This window comes from Aquimarina agarivorans (assembly GCF_000218485.1).
GTDB lineage: Bacteria > Bacteroidota > Bacteroidia > Flavobacteriales > Flavobacteriaceae > Aquimarina > Aquimarina agarivorans.
Genome location: NZ_AFPB01000124.1, coordinates 42,295 through 58,292, shown reverse-complemented (window position 1 = coordinate 58,292; position 15,998 = coordinate 42,295). Strand labels below are relative to the sequence as shown.

Annotated in this window: 14 protein-coding genes; 12 read left to right on the top strand and 2 right to left on the bottom strand. The window is 32.7% G+C overall.

The window, feature by feature from the left end; genetic code table 11:
* Positions 1-28 precede the first annotated feature (28 nt).
* The 8 genes from GMC_RS0106665 (at position 29) to GMC_RS0106625 (ending at position 11,064) form a co-directional block, all read left to right on the top strand.
* Complete coding sequence (locus GMC_RS0106665; RefSeq protein ID WP_010521407.1) at positions 29-856, top strand: class I SAM-dependent methyltransferase; 828 nt, start codon at positions 29-31, stop codon at positions 854-856.
* A gap of 247 nt (positions 857-1,103) precedes the next feature.
* The gene (locus GMC_RS0106660; RefSeq protein ID WP_010521406.1) at positions 1,104-1,976 is read left to right on the top strand and encodes a M23 family metallopeptidase; all 873 of its coding nucleotides are present in this window, start codon (positions 1,104-1,106) and stop codon (positions 1,974-1,976) included.
* A gap of 4 nt (positions 1,977-1,980) precedes the next feature.
* On the top strand, positions 1,981-3,477 hold the full coding sequence (locus tag GMC_RS0106655; protein WP_010521405.1) for a GH3 auxin-responsive promoter family protein: 1,497 nt from the start codon (positions 1,981-1,983) through the stop codon (positions 3,475-3,477).
* Positions 3,478-3,481: 4 nt separating this feature from the next.
* Positions 3,482-5,158: a DUF6909 family protein gene (locus GMC_RS0106650; protein ID WP_010521404.1), complete on the top strand. Its 1,677-nt coding sequence runs from the start codon at positions 3,482-3,484 to the stop codon at positions 5,156-5,158.
* 146 nt (positions 5,159-5,304) lie between these two features.
* Positions 5,305-6,312: a UDP-glucuronic acid decarboxylase family protein gene (locus GMC_RS0106645; protein WP_040472467.1), complete on the top strand. Its 1,008-nt coding sequence runs from the start codon at positions 5,305-5,307 to the stop codon at positions 6,310-6,312.
* Positions 6,313-7,665, top strand: coding sequence for an exopolysaccharide biosynthesis polyprenyl glycosylphosphotransferase (locus tag GMC_RS0106640; RefSeq protein WP_010521402.1), 1,353 nt, complete (start codon positions 6,313-6,315; stop codon positions 7,663-7,665).
* Positions 7,666-7,893: 228 nt separating this feature from the next.
* Positions 7,894-9,165, top strand: a complete 1,272-nt coding sequence (purD, locus tag GMC_RS0106635; RefSeq protein WP_010521401.1) for a phosphoribosylamine--glycine ligase — start codon at positions 7,894-7,896, stop codon at positions 9,163-9,165.
* Between the two features lie 567 nt (positions 9,166-9,732).
* Positions 9,733-11,064, top strand: coding sequence for a hypothetical protein (locus GMC_RS0106625; protein WP_010521400.1), 1,332 nt, complete (start codon positions 9,733-9,735; stop codon positions 11,062-11,064).
* Positions 11,065-11,158: 94 nt separating this feature from the next.
* On the opposite strand, the gene GMC_RS0106620 is transcribed toward GMC_RS0106625, so the two are convergent.
* Together GMC_RS0106620 and GMC_RS0106615 are read right to left on the bottom strand one after the other, a co-directional pair.
* Positions 11,159-11,575: a T9SS type A sorting domain-containing protein gene (locus GMC_RS0106620; RefSeq protein ID WP_010521399.1), complete on the bottom strand. Its 417-nt coding sequence runs from the start codon at positions 11,573-11,575 to the stop codon at positions 11,159-11,161.
* A 511-nt stretch (positions 11,576-12,086) separates the two neighbouring features.
* Positions 12,087-12,329, bottom strand: coding sequence for a DUF6341 family protein (locus tag GMC_RS0106615; RefSeq protein ID WP_010521398.1), 243 nt, complete (start codon positions 12,327-12,329; stop codon positions 12,087-12,089).
* Between the two features lie 420 nt (positions 12,330-12,749).
* Here GMC_RS0106615 and GMC_RS0106610 point away from each other — a divergent pair, with 420 nt between their 5' ends.
* The 4 genes from GMC_RS0106610 to GMC_RS0106595 all read left to right on the top strand — a co-directional run bounded on the left by GMC_RS0106610 (position 12,750) and on the right by GMC_RS0106595 (position 15,892).
* Complete coding sequence (locus GMC_RS0106610; RefSeq protein ID WP_010521397.1) at positions 12,750-13,793, top strand: hypothetical protein; 1,044 nt, start codon at positions 12,750-12,752, stop codon at positions 13,791-13,793.
* 113 nt (positions 13,794-13,906) lie between these two features.
* Positions 13,907-14,461: an RNA polymerase sigma factor gene (locus GMC_RS0106605; protein ID WP_010521396.1), complete on the top strand. Its 555-nt coding sequence runs from the start codon at positions 13,907-13,909 to the stop codon at positions 14,459-14,461.
* Positions 14,454-14,597, top strand: a complete 144-nt coding sequence (locus tag GMC_RS21650) for a hypothetical protein (RefSeq protein ID WP_157998146.1) — start codon at positions 14,454-14,456, stop codon at positions 14,595-14,597. Before GMC_RS0106605 ends, GMC_RS21650 begins: the two co-directional genes overlap by 8 nt.
* Positions 14,597-15,892: a hypothetical protein gene (locus GMC_RS0106595; RefSeq protein ID WP_010521395.1), complete on the top strand. Its 1,296-nt coding sequence runs from the start codon at positions 14,597-14,599 to the stop codon at positions 15,890-15,892. Before GMC_RS21650 ends, GMC_RS0106595 begins: the two co-directional genes overlap by 1 nt.
* Positions 15,893-15,998: the final 106 nt, after the last annotated feature.

The window sequence follows — 15,998 nt, the reverse complement described above, 5'->3', positions numbered from 1 at the left end:
AAGCATAGTTCCACGTGGAACCTACCTAATGAATAAGCTCAAAATTAAAGATTTTTCAGTGTCGCAACACAATTTTGAATTGGTGTACAATGCTAACTTAGATTTGTATCAAACAAGACCCATTCCTGAAAACTTAGGCTTTTATTACGAAAGTGAAGATTATATTTCGCATACCGATGCGAAAACAAGTTTAATTGATAAACTATATCAAGCAGTAAAAAAAATTACTATTAAAAGTAAAACAAGCTTACTTTATTCAATTACCACAAAAAGCAAAGCATCAGTTTTAGATATTGGTTGTGGCACAGGGTCATTTTTGGAAGCTTTAAAAAATAAGTCTTGGAATGTAATAGGGGCGGAGCCTAACCAAGGTGCCAAATCAAAAGCTGAAGAAAAAGGTATTGATTGCGTAAGCAAAACCAACGAAATTGGTCAAAAGTTTGATATAATTACCATGTGGCATGTATTGGAACACGTTCCCGATTTGGAAGCACAGTTTAATGAATTTAAGCGTTTGCTAAAACTAAATGGAAAAATTGTAATTGCAGTACCAAATTTTAAAAGTTACGATGCTTCCTTTTATGGAAAATTTTGGGCAGCATATGATGTACCCAGACATCTTTGGCATTTTTCTGAAAACGCAATTTCAAAATTAGCAGACGAATATCATTTTAAATTAATACAAACAAAACCCATGTGCTTTGATGCTTTTTATGTTTCCTTACTTTCGGAAAAGTATAAATACAAAAAAGTAAATTATTTTCGTGCTTTTGCCGTTGGATGTCTGTCAAACCTAAAAGCAATTAAAAACACTGAATTTTCTTCAAAAATTTACATTTTAGAGGCTAAAAACTAAAATAAAGCCTTTTAAGCCACTTTCTGATCAGCATTCGTGTAATTGCATCAAGTTTTTTTATTTCTGCAGCAGCGTAAACTTATAGAAGTCCTTTTTATTATGAATTCTTATAATTTATATATTTTTATATAACATTTACTTATAGAAACTTTTAGGGATACTTTGAGTGATTTGTGTCATGTAATGAAAGAAATAGCATCAACAAGATAAATACAAACTTGTGTATATTTGTTATCTTATTTACACAATGGAAGCACCAACTAAGAAAAAAGGAAAAATTGCAACAAAATTACTAAACAAATACCGTTTAGTAATTTTGAACGAAAATACGTTTGAAGAGCAAGTGTCTTTTAAATTAACACGCTTAAATGTGTTTGTTTTGGTAATGATTACCTCGCTATTATTAATTACTGGAACTATTTTTTTAATTGCTTTTTCGCCTTTGCGAGAATATATTCCTGGATATTCTTCATCTGAATTGTCCGAAAAAGCCAATCGATTGGCATACGAAACAGATTCTATACTGGACAAAGTACGTTACAATGAAAAATATTACGAATCCATCAAAAAAGTATTGACTGGTCAGGTTTCGGCAGAATCGTTTAGTAAAGATTCTGTGGATAAGGATATAAAAAAAGAACTTTCAACGGTAAATTTAAAGCCATCTGCGGAGGATATTGAGCTTAGGAAAGAGGTTGAAAAAAAGGAAAAGTATACTGTAAAAAATTCAAGCGATTTGGAGCAGGAATATTTGTTTATTCCTCCAGTAAAAGGATCAGTGACCAGTAAATTTGATTACAAATTGAAACATTATGCCGTAGATATTGCAGTGGATAAGGATACGCCTGTAAAAGCAGCAACACAAGGGGTAATCGTATTTTCGGAATGGACACCTGATACAGGATATGTGATTTTATTAAAACATACATCAGGCTTACTTTCAGTATACAAACACAACGCCAAGCTACTTAAAAAGCAAGGCGATATTGTTATAGCGGGTGAGGTGATTGCAATAGCAGGATCTACTGGCGAGTTTAGTACGGGACCACATTTACACTTTGAACTTTGGGAAAAAGGACAAGCATTGAATCCTTCCGATTATATTGATTTCGAAAAATAATTTTATGTCAGTAAAAGCATTTGCAGCTAAATTATTTGCAAAATGGGTACAACGATCAATTGATAAATGGTCAAATAACCCTATAGAAACACAAGAGGAAGTCTTTAGGTATTTAATTAACAAAGCTAAAAACACAGCTTTTGGTAAGGATCATCAGTTTTCTGAAATTACATCCTATCAAGATTTTGTTAGCAAAGTGCCAATTAGAGATTATGAGGCATTGAGACCTTATGTGGATCGGATGGTTGCCGGAGAGGCGGATGTTTTGTGGCCTGAAAAGCCTTTATATTATGCCAAAACTTCAGGTACCACCAGTGGGTCAAAATATATACCCATTACCCACGAATCCATGCCAACGCATACCAATGCAGCAAGAAATGCCATTTTAAGCTACATCAACGAAACGGGCAAAACCGGATTTGTGGATAATAAAATGATTTTTTTACAGGGAAGCCCTGAACTTACTGATAAAAATGGAGTCAATTTGGGAAGGCTTTCGGGTATTGTAGCGCATTACATTCCCAAGTATTTGCAAAAAAATAGAATGCCTAGTTGGAAAACCAATTGTATTGATGATTGGGAACAAAAGGTTGAAGCTATTATTGATGAAACCTTGCCTGAACCTATGGGAATTATTAGTGGGATTCCTCCTTGGGTACAAATGTATTTTGAACGTATTGTTGCGCGTACAGGAAAGCCTATAAAAGATGTTTTCCCTAATTTTGAGCTGTTTATATATGGCGGTGTAAATTATGAGCCTTATCGGGCTATTTTTGAAAAGTTAATAGGTAAAAGTATACCTAGTATTGAATTGTATCCAGCTTCGGAAGGTTTTTTTGCCTATCAGGACAAACAGAATAATGAAGGAATGCTGTTACAGCTAAACTCTGGAATTTTTTATGAGTTTGTAAAAGCCGACGAATTTTTTGATGAAAATCCGAAGCGAATCACCATTAAAGAGGTGAAAATTGGAGTCAACTACGTCATGTTAATTTCAACCACCGCAGGGCTTTGGTGCTATAATATTGGTGATACAGTTAAATTTACTGAAATTAAGCCTTATCGTATAGTCGTTTCAGGTCGTATTAAACACTTTATTTCAGCATTTGGAGAGCATGTTATTGCAAAAGAGGTGGAGCAGGCTATGCAAGCGGCAAGTGATAAAACAGGACATGTAATTCAGGAATTTACGGTGGCACCACAAGTAAACTCTGCTGAAGGACTGCCTTATCACGAATGGTTTGTAGAATTTGCTGAAACTCCGACACATTTGGAGGAATTGGCGCATGAAATTGATGTCAATTTACAGGAACAAAACTCCTATTATAAAGATTTAATTACGGGTAAAATCCTTCAACCATTAAAAATTAAAATAGTCAATACGGGTGGATTTACGGAGTACATGAAATCGATTGGTAAGCTTGGAGGTCAAAATAAATTGCCAAGGCTTTCAAATGATCGAAAAATTGCGGATATTTTAACTCAAAATTACACGCAATAAATACATGCAAAACTACATAGCTAAAAACGAACAAACCAGAGCACAAGAGAGTACCAATGCCATTGAACGATTGTATATTGGTATGCGTCATTTATTTAATAGGGGATACTATAAGCCTTTAGGCGTATCGGGTGAAACCTTGCGGGAAGCTATGCTGGTTTTACGTCCTGAAATTTATGGTTCAATTAATGAAGAAAAGGTAGAATTAAATGGATTACTCTATGTGTTAGAGCGTTTGCCAGAGGGTATTGAAGAGTGTAGATACGTTAATTTAACCAGCGAAGAAGGATACAAAAATGCTCATTTTGAGGTGATTATTCCAAAAAAAAGGCGTCGTAATTGTTATCGCGTGGATGCTGATCAAATGAATATTGAAATTACCCGTGGACGATCAGAAATTTATGATATTCTTACCCACTTGACATTTATGTACATGGAATCCGAAAAAATAAGAAAACGGATCCAGCAAGAGGATGATTTATGTTTTACGCGCGATTGGAACAAATTAGTAAAGTTTGCAGAGCAAAAAACATTATCAAACAAGGAGCGAGACATCGCTATGGCTCATTTAGCTAATATTTTAGGGCGTAGTTTTAATGAAATTATTGAGGTATATGACAAATTTGCCAGCACTCAAAATCCAGATCGATTTATTGATGTTATTTATGGATTAGGTAAACTTTCGTTAGAAGAGGTTACCATTAAAAACAAGCGCGAAATTACTTTTAGTCCAGTTTTAAGGGAACGCATTGGGCACCATATCCATTCGTCATTTTGGGCGTATCAAATTAAAAAACGCATTCATAATTTAAACTTGTTTGAGCGCCCGTTGCACATTATAAGTTCAAATATGCACAGCGTAATGAATACATTGTTTGCAAAAGATGCTTTAGGTAAGGCTTATGCTGGAAAAAGCGATATGGAAATTTTTGTTAAACTGAGTAATAAAAATAGTAAGGAAATACGCAATAAGGTAAAATCATACGCCTTAAAGAATGGGATGGTTATGGTGGAGGACAGCAGTAGTTCACACATTGATGTACAACTTTTTGATACTGGTAAAATTGAACATTTGCCTACCTATAATAAACCAAATGCACCCGTAATTTTGGTTATGGATTATGCTTTTGGTGAGCAAGCGTTTGAAGCTATGGATGAGTTGCTAAAACCTTACAAAGCACCTAACGAAACCTTGTTTTACATGAATGTTATTTCGGTTTCTGTCATGGGAAAAGCAGGTATTTTACAAGGAGGAAAAGGCGATTTGATGATCCCTACAGCGCATGTTTTAGAAGGTACATCTGGTAATTACCCTTTTAAAAATGAACTTTCTTTAAAAGATTTTGAGGATACCGATATTGATTGTCTTGAAGGAAGCATGGTTACTGTTTTGGGAACATCACTACAAAATCGGGATTTGCTTCAATTTTTTCATGATTCCACGTGGAACGTTATTGGATTAGAAATGGAAGGAGCTCATTATCAAAAAGCGATTCAGGCGGCGTCAAAGATTCGGAAAAGTATTGCGGATTCTATACAGGTAAGGTATGCTTACTACGCATCGGACAATCCTTTAGAAACAGGAAGTACGCTTGCTTCAGGGGGTTTAGGCACTTCTGGCGTAAAGCCCACTTATACCATTACAAAAAAAATAATAGCACAAATTTTAGAAACTTCTTAAAATAAAGGTATAAATAAGCGAGTTACTATGCATATCGTATTTAAGCATTGGTTGACTAGCAAGTAGCTTGGGTATAGCTGAAAACAACAGCAAATACTCGTAAATACGCTATGTTTTTGTATTTTTCAGAAAATAAAAAATTGTTAATGTCTAAAATTCCAAAACGTGTTTTAATAACTGGTGCTGCTGGTTTTTTGGGTTCGCATTTATGTGATCGATTTATAAAAGAAGGTTACTCAGTAATTGGAATGGATAATTTTATTACGGGTAGCTTTGATAATTTGGCTCATTTAACGGATCACCCCAGCTTTACATTTATTGAACATGATGTATGTACTCATATTTCCATAGAAGGGGATTTGGATTACATACTCCATTTTGCATCTCCTGCAAGTCCTATTGATTACTTAAAAATTCCTATTCAAACATTAAAAGTAGGATCGCTGGGTACGCATAATTGTTTGGGTTTAGCCTTGGCCAAAGGAGCTACTATTTTAATAGCTTCTACAAGCGAGGTTTATGGTGACCCCTTAGTACACCCACAAACTGAGGATTATTACGGAAATGTAAATTCCGTTGGACCACGTGGGGTGTATGATGAGGCAAAACGCTTTCAGGAAGCAATGACTATGGCTTACCATACTTTTCATAAAGTACCTGTTCGTATTGCGCGTATTTTTAATACTTACGGGCCCAGAATGCGATTAAACGATGGACGGGTAATTCCTGCATTTATAGGTCAGGCATTGCGTGGCGAAGATTTAACCGTTTTTGGTGATGGCTCACAAACCCGATCTTTTTGTTTTATTGAAGATCAAATAGAGGGATTATTTCGTTTGTTATTGTCCGAGTATTCGCAACCCGTTAATATTGGAAACCCATCGGAAATTTCCATACGTGATTTTGCGGATGAAATTATTAAGTTAACAGGAACAACCCAAAAAGTAGTTTACAAGGATTTACCTGTGGATGATCCATTACAACGTCGTCCGGATATTTCAGTGGCCAAAAAAATATTGGGCTGGGAACCTAAAGTTGCACGACACGTAGGACTGAAAAAAACTTACGATTACTTTAAGAAATTATCTTCTGAAAAGTTGCATAAAAAGGAACACAAAACGTTTGATGCCTATATAAAAACTAAAAAGTCTTAAATGCCTAAAGTTTTAAAAGGATATTCATTTTTAATAAGACCGCTAATTGTATTGTTCGATTTGGTGGCCTTAAGCTTATGCGCTTACCTTTTTTTGGGTAAGTCCGAAAGTTTATTCTTTTATGTTTATCTGGGAATTGGTTGGATAGCAGCAGCAATTTGGGTGCGTTTTTACAATGTTTATAGGTTTACATCGGTATTAAAAATTATCCGTCTACTAATAAAGCAGGCGTTTATGTTAATGCTTGTCTTATACTCTTATTATGGTATTGTAAAAACAAGAACAATTTCAGGAACGGATACCTTTTTGTTTTTAGGGATTACCATTTTAGGTATTTCAGCAGCTAAATTTGCGGTTTATTTTTTGTTGCAAAAGTACCGTCAGTATTTTGGAGGTAACAAACGTTTGGTTTTAGTTTTTGGTAGTTCAGCACAAACACAAGAATTGATTAATTATTTTGAATCCAAACCTGAAATGGGGTACTACATACAAGGAGTATTTGCAGATCAGTTACCTAATAAAATTTCCGAAGGAATCACTTATTTGAAAGAAAACAGGATTGACGAAGTTTATTGCGCCTTACACGAAGTGTCAAGCATTCAAAATAATGAAATTGTGAACTTCTGCGAAAGCAATGGAATTGTATTAAAATTTATCCCAAATGTAGAAAAAGTACCAGTTTCTAATCTAAAAACGGATTATTACGATTATTTGCCAGTGTTATCCATACCAAATATGCCACTGCATGATTCCACAAACGTTATAGTAAAAAGGAGTATCGATATTATAATATCTTTTGTAGTGATTATTGGCATCCTTTCGTGGTTAACACCGTTAATGTTTATTCTTATAAAACTGGATAGCAAAGGCCCCCTTTTTTACAAGCACAAGCGTAACGGGGTAAACTACGGGGAGTTCATGTGTTATAAATTTAGGTCACTTAGCGTAGAAGGGAATGAAAAGCGTTTGCATGTATCCGAAGCGGATGAAAGAGTCACCAAATTGGGGCGTTTTTTACGCCGGACCAGTATTGATGAAATACCGCAGTTTGTAAACGTTTTAAAAGGCGATATGTCCGTAGTTGGACCAAGGCCTCACATACCTCGTTATACGGAGGCATATGCAAAAAAAATAGATAAGTATCAGTTTGTATTTAGGCATTCTGTAAGACCTGGAATTACAGGTTTAGCTCAAATTAAAGGTTACAGAGGCGAAATTAAATCAGATGAAGATATTATTAATCGAATAAAATTTGATGTTTTTTATATCGAAAATTGGTCCATACTTATGGATATAAAAATAATGTTTGATACGCTACTTATTCTTTTAAAAGGTCAAGACTCAGCCTACTAGGTTACTTAGCTTTATTTTATACTCCCAACTCATTTAAAATTAGTAATAGTTGTTTTCGTAAACCTATTTGGCATAATGTAATTTTCAGCAGCTTGTATAAGCGAATTTTGTGAAATTAAATTTTCATCTACTCACAGAATATACCGCATATTTGATCTGTCATTTGCCCATAACAATTGATTGTAATTGAGTATTTTTGCATTTTAAAATAAATTCAAAAAAGTTATAATGAATATTCTTATTGTAGGATCAGGAGGTAGAGAGCATACTTTTGCGTACAAATTAGCTCAAAGTAATTTATGTTCAAAGTTATTTGTAGCTCCAGGAAATGCTGGTACAGCAAGCATCGCCACTAATTTAGCTATAAATGTTACTGATTTTGATAAAATTAAGGAAGTTGTACTTACTGAAACTATTGAAATGGTAGTTGTAGGTCCTGAGGTGCCACTGGTTGCTGGAATTTCAGACTTTTTTAAAAATGATCCGCAATTAGCATCAGTTAAAGTTATCGGGCCATCAGCCGAAGGGGCTCAATTGGAAGGAAGTAAGGAATATGCTAAAGAATTTTTAGTACGCTACAACATTCCAACAGCGGCTTACGAAAGTTTTACTGCCGAAACCGTTGAAAAAGGACATGCTTTTTTAGAAACTTTAAAACCACCATACGTACTTAAAGCTGATGGATTGGCAGCAGGTAAGGGGGTGTTAATTTTGGAAAATTTAGCCGAAGCAAAAACAGAACTAACCGATATGTTAACCAATAGTAAGTTTGGTGAGGCTAGTCAAAAAGTGGTTATTGAAGAGTTTTTAGATGGTATTGAACTAAGCGTTTTTGTGTTAACTGACGGTAAAAATTACATTACATTACCAACAGCCAAGGATTATAAACGAATAGGTGAGGGCGATACAGGTTTAAATACGGGTGGTATGGGCGCCATTTCTCCAGTTCCTTTTGCGGATGATGCCTTTATGGCCAAAATTGAAAATAAAGTCATAAAACCTACGGTTGAAGGTTTAGCAAAAGAAAATATCGATTATAAAGGTTTTATATTTATTGGTTTAATTAAAGTTGGAAACGAGCCTAAGGTAATCGAATACAACGTTAGAATGGGTGATCCTGAAACTGAAGCCGTGCTACCACGTGTTAAAAATGATTTGGTTGATCTTTTTATCAACGTTGGTAATCAAACCTTGAATGAAGTTACGTTGGATTTAGATCCCCGTACTGCCGTTACGGTAATGACCGTTGCGGGCGGCTACCCTGAAGCCTATAATAAAGGTGATGAAATTAAAGGCATTGATACTGTTGAAGATTCCATTGTTTTTCAGGCAGGAACTACATTAAACGATGGTAAAGTAGTTACCAACGGAGGTAGGGTGTTAGCAGTCACTTCTTTTGGTAATGATTTTAAAGAGGCATTGGCAGTATCATATAAAAATGTAAAGAAAATTAAATTTAAGGATATGTATTATCGTACTGATTTAGGTTTCGACTTATAATAAAATTAATAGAAAAGTAAGATTTAAAGCTTCTGTGTATGAAACAGAAGCTTTTTTTTGCACTAGCTGTAATATTAGTTTGGATTTTAAAATACTCAAACAAAAATGTAGAATTTTTTATTTCTATGATAGAGGAAGCACAAAAAAAATCCAGATTTAGTTATTCTTAAAGTTCAGTAACGATTAAAAAAGGACTTTCAAATGAATTATTTTATTTAAAAATTGATCCTAAATTGATTTTGACGCAATACAATTAAATTCAATAAAATTTTAATAAAATGCTAAAAAACACACTCCATTTTTGCCAAAATTATATTGTTTTTATATGCTATTTAAAAAGATTAAAAGTAATCTAGCTAACACTAGCATGAACCGATTAAACAAAACTTAAAAAAAGTTATAAATATAATTAACTGATAATCAGTTAATTGAAAGTTTTTTTATTTTTTTTAGTTAGTATTTTGAAAGCTGATTGACTGAATTTGTGTAGAAAGCATAAATGATTTGAAATATTGCAGGCCTGCTAAATTATATCATTTTACAATATTAACTTTAAAAAATAAAATCATGAAAAATAGAAATAAAATATTCGCAAGTGCCCTTTTAGCAGGTATGTTACTAATGAGTTGTGGTGAGGATGATGTCCCAGTAATTGACGGACCAGGAGATGGACCAGGAGTTGAATTACCTTCAGAAGCTTACATGCTTTTAAAAAGTATCAGACAAGATGGAGGAGTTCCTTACAACGCAAGTAATCCAGCGTTAAGTTTTACCGCTGAGCAAAATGTATTTTTACCAAGTGTTTTAGGTATTGATTTTAGAGTGGATAGATCAGTAGTTCCTGCTGGGCCAACAGCAAGATTTCCAATGTTTAAAGGATGGGAAACAACATCAAGTGGTCCAAGAACGCTTTATTATGTAATTACTGAAGCTTCGGACAGAGCAATGGCAGAACAGCTAGGAGTTATATTTGCACCACGTATGGCTGCAGCCTTAGGTTCTGATGGAGTACAAAACGGAACATTTACTAAGGATGGTAGATTAGTGTTTGAAGGATCAGTTGATTTTTCACCTAAAAGATCTTTAGTTGCAGGTGGTGCTTCTGAAGATGGAGCATTATTCGGATTTCCACCAGCAGAAGTTAACCCCGGAGCTATTGCTGATGATGCATGGTCATCATACGTAGTGTTACCTAGTGGTGTAGTAATTAATGCACAACCAGTGGCTAATAGTACAGGTATTCATGACAGGATTCCTCACCCTGATGGAAACGGACCAGAGCAAGAAGATGATTTAAACAATCCAAACTTGGCTATAGATCAAGCTTCAGTAGTAATGCAATTATTGGACGGATGGCATGATGGGAAACAATTTTATTTCCATATTGTAACTGATACTTCTGATCCTGCACCAGCAACTATTGAATTAGGAGTTTTTGCACCAAGATTAGCTAATTTACCAACATTTGGTTTATTCCCGGGAGGTTCAATGTTACCTTTTAGCCCAACGGCAAACGGTCTTACACCCGAGGCAGGTGATCCACTAGGATTCCAAGGATTAAATACAGCTTCATTGAGTGAAAGGCAAGTAAATGATCCAACAAATACATTCCCAATTGATCCAAGTGATGAAAGATACGCACCAATGTGGGATGCACATATTACTGAATTTACAGTACCCGTTGAGGAACGCTCTATATTAACAAGTTTTGATCAAATAAATGATTTATTGGCTGACGGTATTTTGATTCCTTTCCGTGGAAATGCTAACCCAAGCCCATTAGATAATTCACTATCAAGTTTACTAACAGCAACTGGAGCAATTATTAACTGCCCAGTTATTACACAACCAGATGAAAGTGTAATAGGTACACAAATTGGGTTACCTAGAAATAAATAGTGGTAAAATCATAAGATTCTTGTTTTCAATTAAATTAAAAAGCAGCTATTCCGAACGGATTAGCTGCTTTTTAATTTAATTTATAATTAAATTGTTACTTAACTGAAAAACGCTTTTTGATTTTATTGGATGAGTTGGAAGTTTTTACTTGCACTTCATAAATTCCCTTTTTAGCATCTTGCACAGGTATTTTAATTTGCCCTTTAAAAAAAGAGACTTTTCTACGAATTCGCTTTCCTGTTTTAACGTTTACAATTTTTACAATTCCAGTATCTCTTAAATCACTATCCAATACCACCTCTAATTGTTCATTTTCAATATTTGAAATATTTAAATCAATCAAACCACGAATATCATTTGATGCAATTACAGCTTCAGCACTTTCACTATTATCAGCTAAATATTTTAAATAATCATCAGTATTTGAGCTAAGTGTAGTTGCAATATCCTGGCTGTATAAATTGTATGCTGTAAATAAAAAGCTCGCTATTATTAGATTGATTTTCTTCATTTCAAAAGCTGTGTATTAATATGTATTTGGCTTGATGTAAATTAAAGGGCTTTATTTGTTAAAAAAAAGGAGTTTTTTTTCTTTTCGATCAATCTGATTATAATTAGATTAAAAACCATAGATTTTACATATCTAAATTTTATAAAGAAGGAAAAAGACTACAATATTAACAAATAAATTAGTTTGAAATAGGGATTTTTTAAAAAAAATAGTAACAAAAAAGGCTTAAAACAACAGTTTTAAGCCTTTTTGCTATTCAAATTTTCAATAATTATGTTGCAAAGAATCTTTTTATTACGCGATTATTTGTATTAAAACTTCTAATAATAATAAAGTAAACACCTGGTGTTAAATTATTAAATAGGATACTATTTTGACCTTTGGATATATTTATTGGTTGGCTATAATCGTGTTATTTAAAATAGCTGTTAGGAAAACAGCTTCATTAATAAACAAAAAGCTTTAGCAAATGGTTTGCTAAAGCTTTTTTTATGATAAACTAAAACAGTATTTACTGCTTATCTTCTGCTAAAAAAGAATGAGAAACTACGTATTTTCTCTCTTCATTGTTATCGTTAAAACCTTTTAATTGTTTCATCCAATAAACAAATGCTGCCATACCAACTAGCATGAACCCCCAATTTAAAATATTAGCGCCAAACCAGCTTTCAAGTTCTAAGGTTCTTAATGCATTTAAAGGTGCAAATGCAAACTCTTCCATTAAGTATTGAAATCCTTCAAAAAACTTTTTCATAAATAAAAATATTAAGGTAAATACCTATTTGTAAACAAAAATATAAAACAAGGATCGTTTTGGCAAGCAAGGAACAAAAAATAGTATAATTAACTTGTATTATTAATGGTCAATCTTAATTGTACCTAAAACCTGCAGCTAATTTTTTTGTTGTTTATTGAGGTTATTAATAGCTTTACTTTCGCCAATTTTTAGATTGCAGACGAGATTTTTCAGGATTTGTTGACTACTTTAGAGCGACCAAGCTATGGATTTCGGTCACTATTCACATAAATTAGAAAGTGTAATTGATTTTAAACACACTTTCTAATTCTAGAAAATTGCAAAAATAAATGAATGCTACTGTTTTCTATTTTAAATAATTACGCAACCTTTTACTTCTGTTCTGTCTATTGGGTAAACCAATAAACTAAAAGGAACATGAAAACGAAACTGTTATTATTATTATCAATTCTCGTACTATTTTTTTCTTGCGAAAAAGAACCTTTTGAATTGAGCATTCCAATTGCAAAAATTGATACCAACTCAGAGCTATTTGTAAATTTAAAACAATTATCAACCACTCAAACCAATGATTCCGATGTGGTATGTTTGACATTTATATATCCTTTTAATGTGTATTTATATGACAATGAAGGTCAGATTACTGAAGCCGTAATTGTTAATGAAAACACTGAATTTGTTTCGCTTTTAAATCAAGTTACTGACGATAATACAATTGGCATAAGCTACCCAATTAACGGAACTACCAAGAGTGGCAATACTATAAGTATCAATGGTAACAAAGCTTTAAAAGAAGCTATTGAAGCTTGTATTGACGATCAGATTATTAATTATTGCAACACGCTACTTGAAGAAGAAAACTGCGTTTGGAAAATAAAATCAGAAACCGAGAATATGGTATACGATGCATCTTTAATGGATTTTTATGATGATGGAACAGGTATATTTTATCATAACGGTGATGCCTATCGCACCTCGTGGATATCATTATTTATAGAAGATCAACTGCATATAAATATTCATTTAGAAGGAGATTCAGAAGTTGCAAAAGATTGGAATTTTGACTGGATAGCAACTATAATTAATGATGATACTATTCAAATTGAGAATGATGAACAATTGTATTACATCAAAAGTAATTGTACTATTGAAAATAACTGTGATTATGTTGAATTTAGAGAATGCGCTACAGATGATAATGAAAAGGCACTTTATGTATTTGATGATTATATTGAATGTATAACTTCTTTCAAAAATGAAGAGGAAACTACTAATGTAGAATTATCTTTTTTTGAAAACATAATTGATGCCGAGCAAGAACTTAATAAACTTGAAACCGATGGTTATTCCAATAAAGTAAATCCACAGGTTATATTTGTACAAACGAAAGATACTGTTACGCTAGATTCAGAAATTACGAGAATCGTGTTGTTTGCAGAACCCTGTGATTCAGAAGATTAATAGACTATTTTAAAATCTTCTCAATTATATGTACTGGTCGACGCAACCTTTCGCTTTTTATTAGTCTAAAGTAAACAAGTAAAAGCTGTTAATATTATAATACCAGTATTCTATTGAATGATAGAGAGCTCATAAAAAAATGTAAAAAAAATAATAGAGAAGCACAAAGTGAATTGTTCTATACTTATAAAGATAGACTTTTCGCTTTGTGCTTAAAATATTGTAAAAATTATAATGAAGCTGAGGATAATCTTCAGGATTCATTCCTTGCTATTTTTGAAAAAATTGACCAGTATAAATTTAAAGGATCTTTTGAAGGATGGATGAAAAGGATTACTATTAATAAAGCTATTGATAAATATAGAGACAATTTTTTTTCGGACACATCTATAAAAGAAGATATGATTTCTGACACTGATATTGATGTTGAATTGGTCAATTTTTCTATTGACGAGCTATTTTCATTTATTCAAAAGTTACCTACACAATACAAATTAGTCTTTAATTTATATGAATTAGATGATTATACACATAAGGAAATAGCCAAAATGCTCGCTATTTCAGAGGGAACCTCAAAATCTAATTTACACAGAGCTAAAGCTTTACTAAAAACAATGATTATTAGCGAAGTTGATGATCAAAAAAAAACGGTGCTAAGTAATGGATAACAAAAAAGATATAGGAAAAATTTTCAAAGAACGCTTATCTGATTTTGAGAGATCTTCTGAAAATATCACTTGGGATCATATTGAAGTTAAATTAAATAAAAGAAAAAAAACAAACCCACTTACTTTTCAAAATTAGTGGGCTTATCAATAATAGCATTATTACTTTCAGGTATTATGATTGTTCAACGTAACACTGTTTTGACAGGCATATTTTCAAAAACAACCTCTTTCGAGAAAAAAATAACAAACGATAGTTGCTATAATGCTTCTAATGCGGTTACAAAAACTTTAAAAAACGCATCAAATAACAAAATTGTTTCACAGGATAGTATTCAAAAAGATAACTTAACAAATACTCCTGTTGTTAATTTAGTAAATGCCCAAATTAAAAAAACCACCAATAACAATCCAATTGGTGATGCAACCAAATACAACTCACCTTATACCAAAAAAGGATCAAACCTTATAAAATCAAGAACTATAAAACCTACATCAATTGCTAAAAAAGTCAATAAAAATTCAAATAATAATCTAAATGGGATTATTACAAATACTACAGAAAAACTCATTGTAAAAGCAGGTATCGTAAGTACTCCTACCGATAAGAAAAACAGCCTAAGTGGAGCTATTTCTGCTTTTAATAAACCAAATAAAGAAAATTTAAATCCGAAAAAAGTATTAACTGAAAAAGATAGTATACCTAAAAAAACCAAAAATGACACCTTACTATATTTGAAACCTATTCAAAATGAGAAAGTCCAAAAATTGAACCTTACTATTCACACTATACCCTTATATAACATCCCATTAAGTGGTTCATTAATTAATGATAAATTTTCGGGAAATTCTAAAAGTGGTAGGCTTACTTTGAATTATGGTCTTGTTTTTTCTTCCTTAATTTCGAAAAAAAAATCGATACGATTAGGGTATAATAGACTAAAAATAAGCACAAAAGTTGACGATATACAATCTGATATTGTTAATACGGGAACCTTATCAAGTTCTGGAATATTTTTACCTACTATTGTTAAGCAAGACATAGGTAATCAAGAAACTTTTTCACTTACTCAAAAATTAGACTATCATGAAATTTCTGCAGAAATAGGTCATCAAATTTTTAAAAAATGGTTTAGTGTATCCTTAATAGGTGGTGCTAGCTTTTTAATTCTACAAAAAAGTGGCATTATCATCCATTCTGGATCACAAGACTTTGATTTAAATAGAAATACCAGCAATATCAGTGATAAGGGATTAAAACAATTTACCTATGGCATTACTATCGGATCGAGCTTTACATACAAGCTATTGGATAATGTTTCATTGAGCGTAGAGCCTTTATTCAAATATCATTTAAACAATGCTAGTAAAAACACTGACAGCTACAAACCGCTTTATTTTTCGACCCAAATAGGTCTTTCAATGGATTTGTAGTGCAAGAACAATACTTTCTATTTAAAATATTCAGAAACATGATCGCTGTAAAGAATTCTTCCTGCAGATACTCTTGTAGTTTCAGAATGTTTTTTTTAGCCTTAAA

Bases quoted from the DNA above. Each gene is read 5' to 3' on its own strand.
- GMC_RS0106665 (WP_010521407.1), top strand. From the start codon at position 29: ATGAATAAGCTCAAAATTAAAGATTTTTCAGTGTCGCAACACAATTTT.
- GMC_RS0106660 (WP_010521406.1), top strand. From the start codon at position 1,104: ATGGAAGCACCAACTAAGAAAAAAGGAAAAATTGCAACAAAATTACTA.
- GMC_RS0106655 (WP_010521405.1), top strand. From the start codon at position 1,981: ATGTCAGTAAAAGCATTTGCAGCTAAATTATTTGCAAAATGGGTACAA.
- GMC_RS0106650 (WP_010521404.1), top strand. From the start codon at position 3,482: ATGCAAAACTACATAGCTAAAAACGAACAAACCAGAGCACAAGAGAGT.
- GMC_RS0106645 (WP_040472467.1), top strand. From the start codon at position 5,305: ATGTCTAAAATTCCAAAACGTGTTTTAATAACTGGTGCTGCTGGTTTT.
- GMC_RS0106640 (WP_010521402.1), top strand. From the start codon at position 6,313: ATGCCTAAAGTTTTAAAAGGATATTCATTTTTAATAAGACCGCTAATT.
- purD (WP_010521401.1), top strand. From the start codon at position 7,894: ATGAATATTCTTATTGTAGGATCAGGAGGTAGAGAGCATACTTTTGCG.
- GMC_RS0106625 (WP_010521400.1), top strand. From the start codon at position 9,733: ATGAAAAATAGAAATAAAATATTCGCAAGTGCCCTTTTAGCAGGTATG.
- GMC_RS0106620 (WP_010521399.1), bottom strand. From the start codon at position 11,575: ATGAAGAAAATCAATCTAATAATAGCGAGCTTTTTATTTACAGCATAC.
- GMC_RS0106615 (WP_010521398.1), bottom strand. From the start codon at position 12,329: ATGAAAAAGTTTTTTGAAGGATTTCAATACTTAATGGAAGAGTTTGCA.
- GMC_RS0106610 (WP_010521397.1), top strand. From the start codon at position 12,750: ATGAAAACGAAACTGTTATTATTATTATCAATTCTCGTACTATTTTTT.
- GMC_RS21650 (WP_157998146.1), top strand. From the start codon at position 14,454: ATGGATAACAAAAAAGATATAGGAAAAATTTTCAAAGAACGCTTATCT.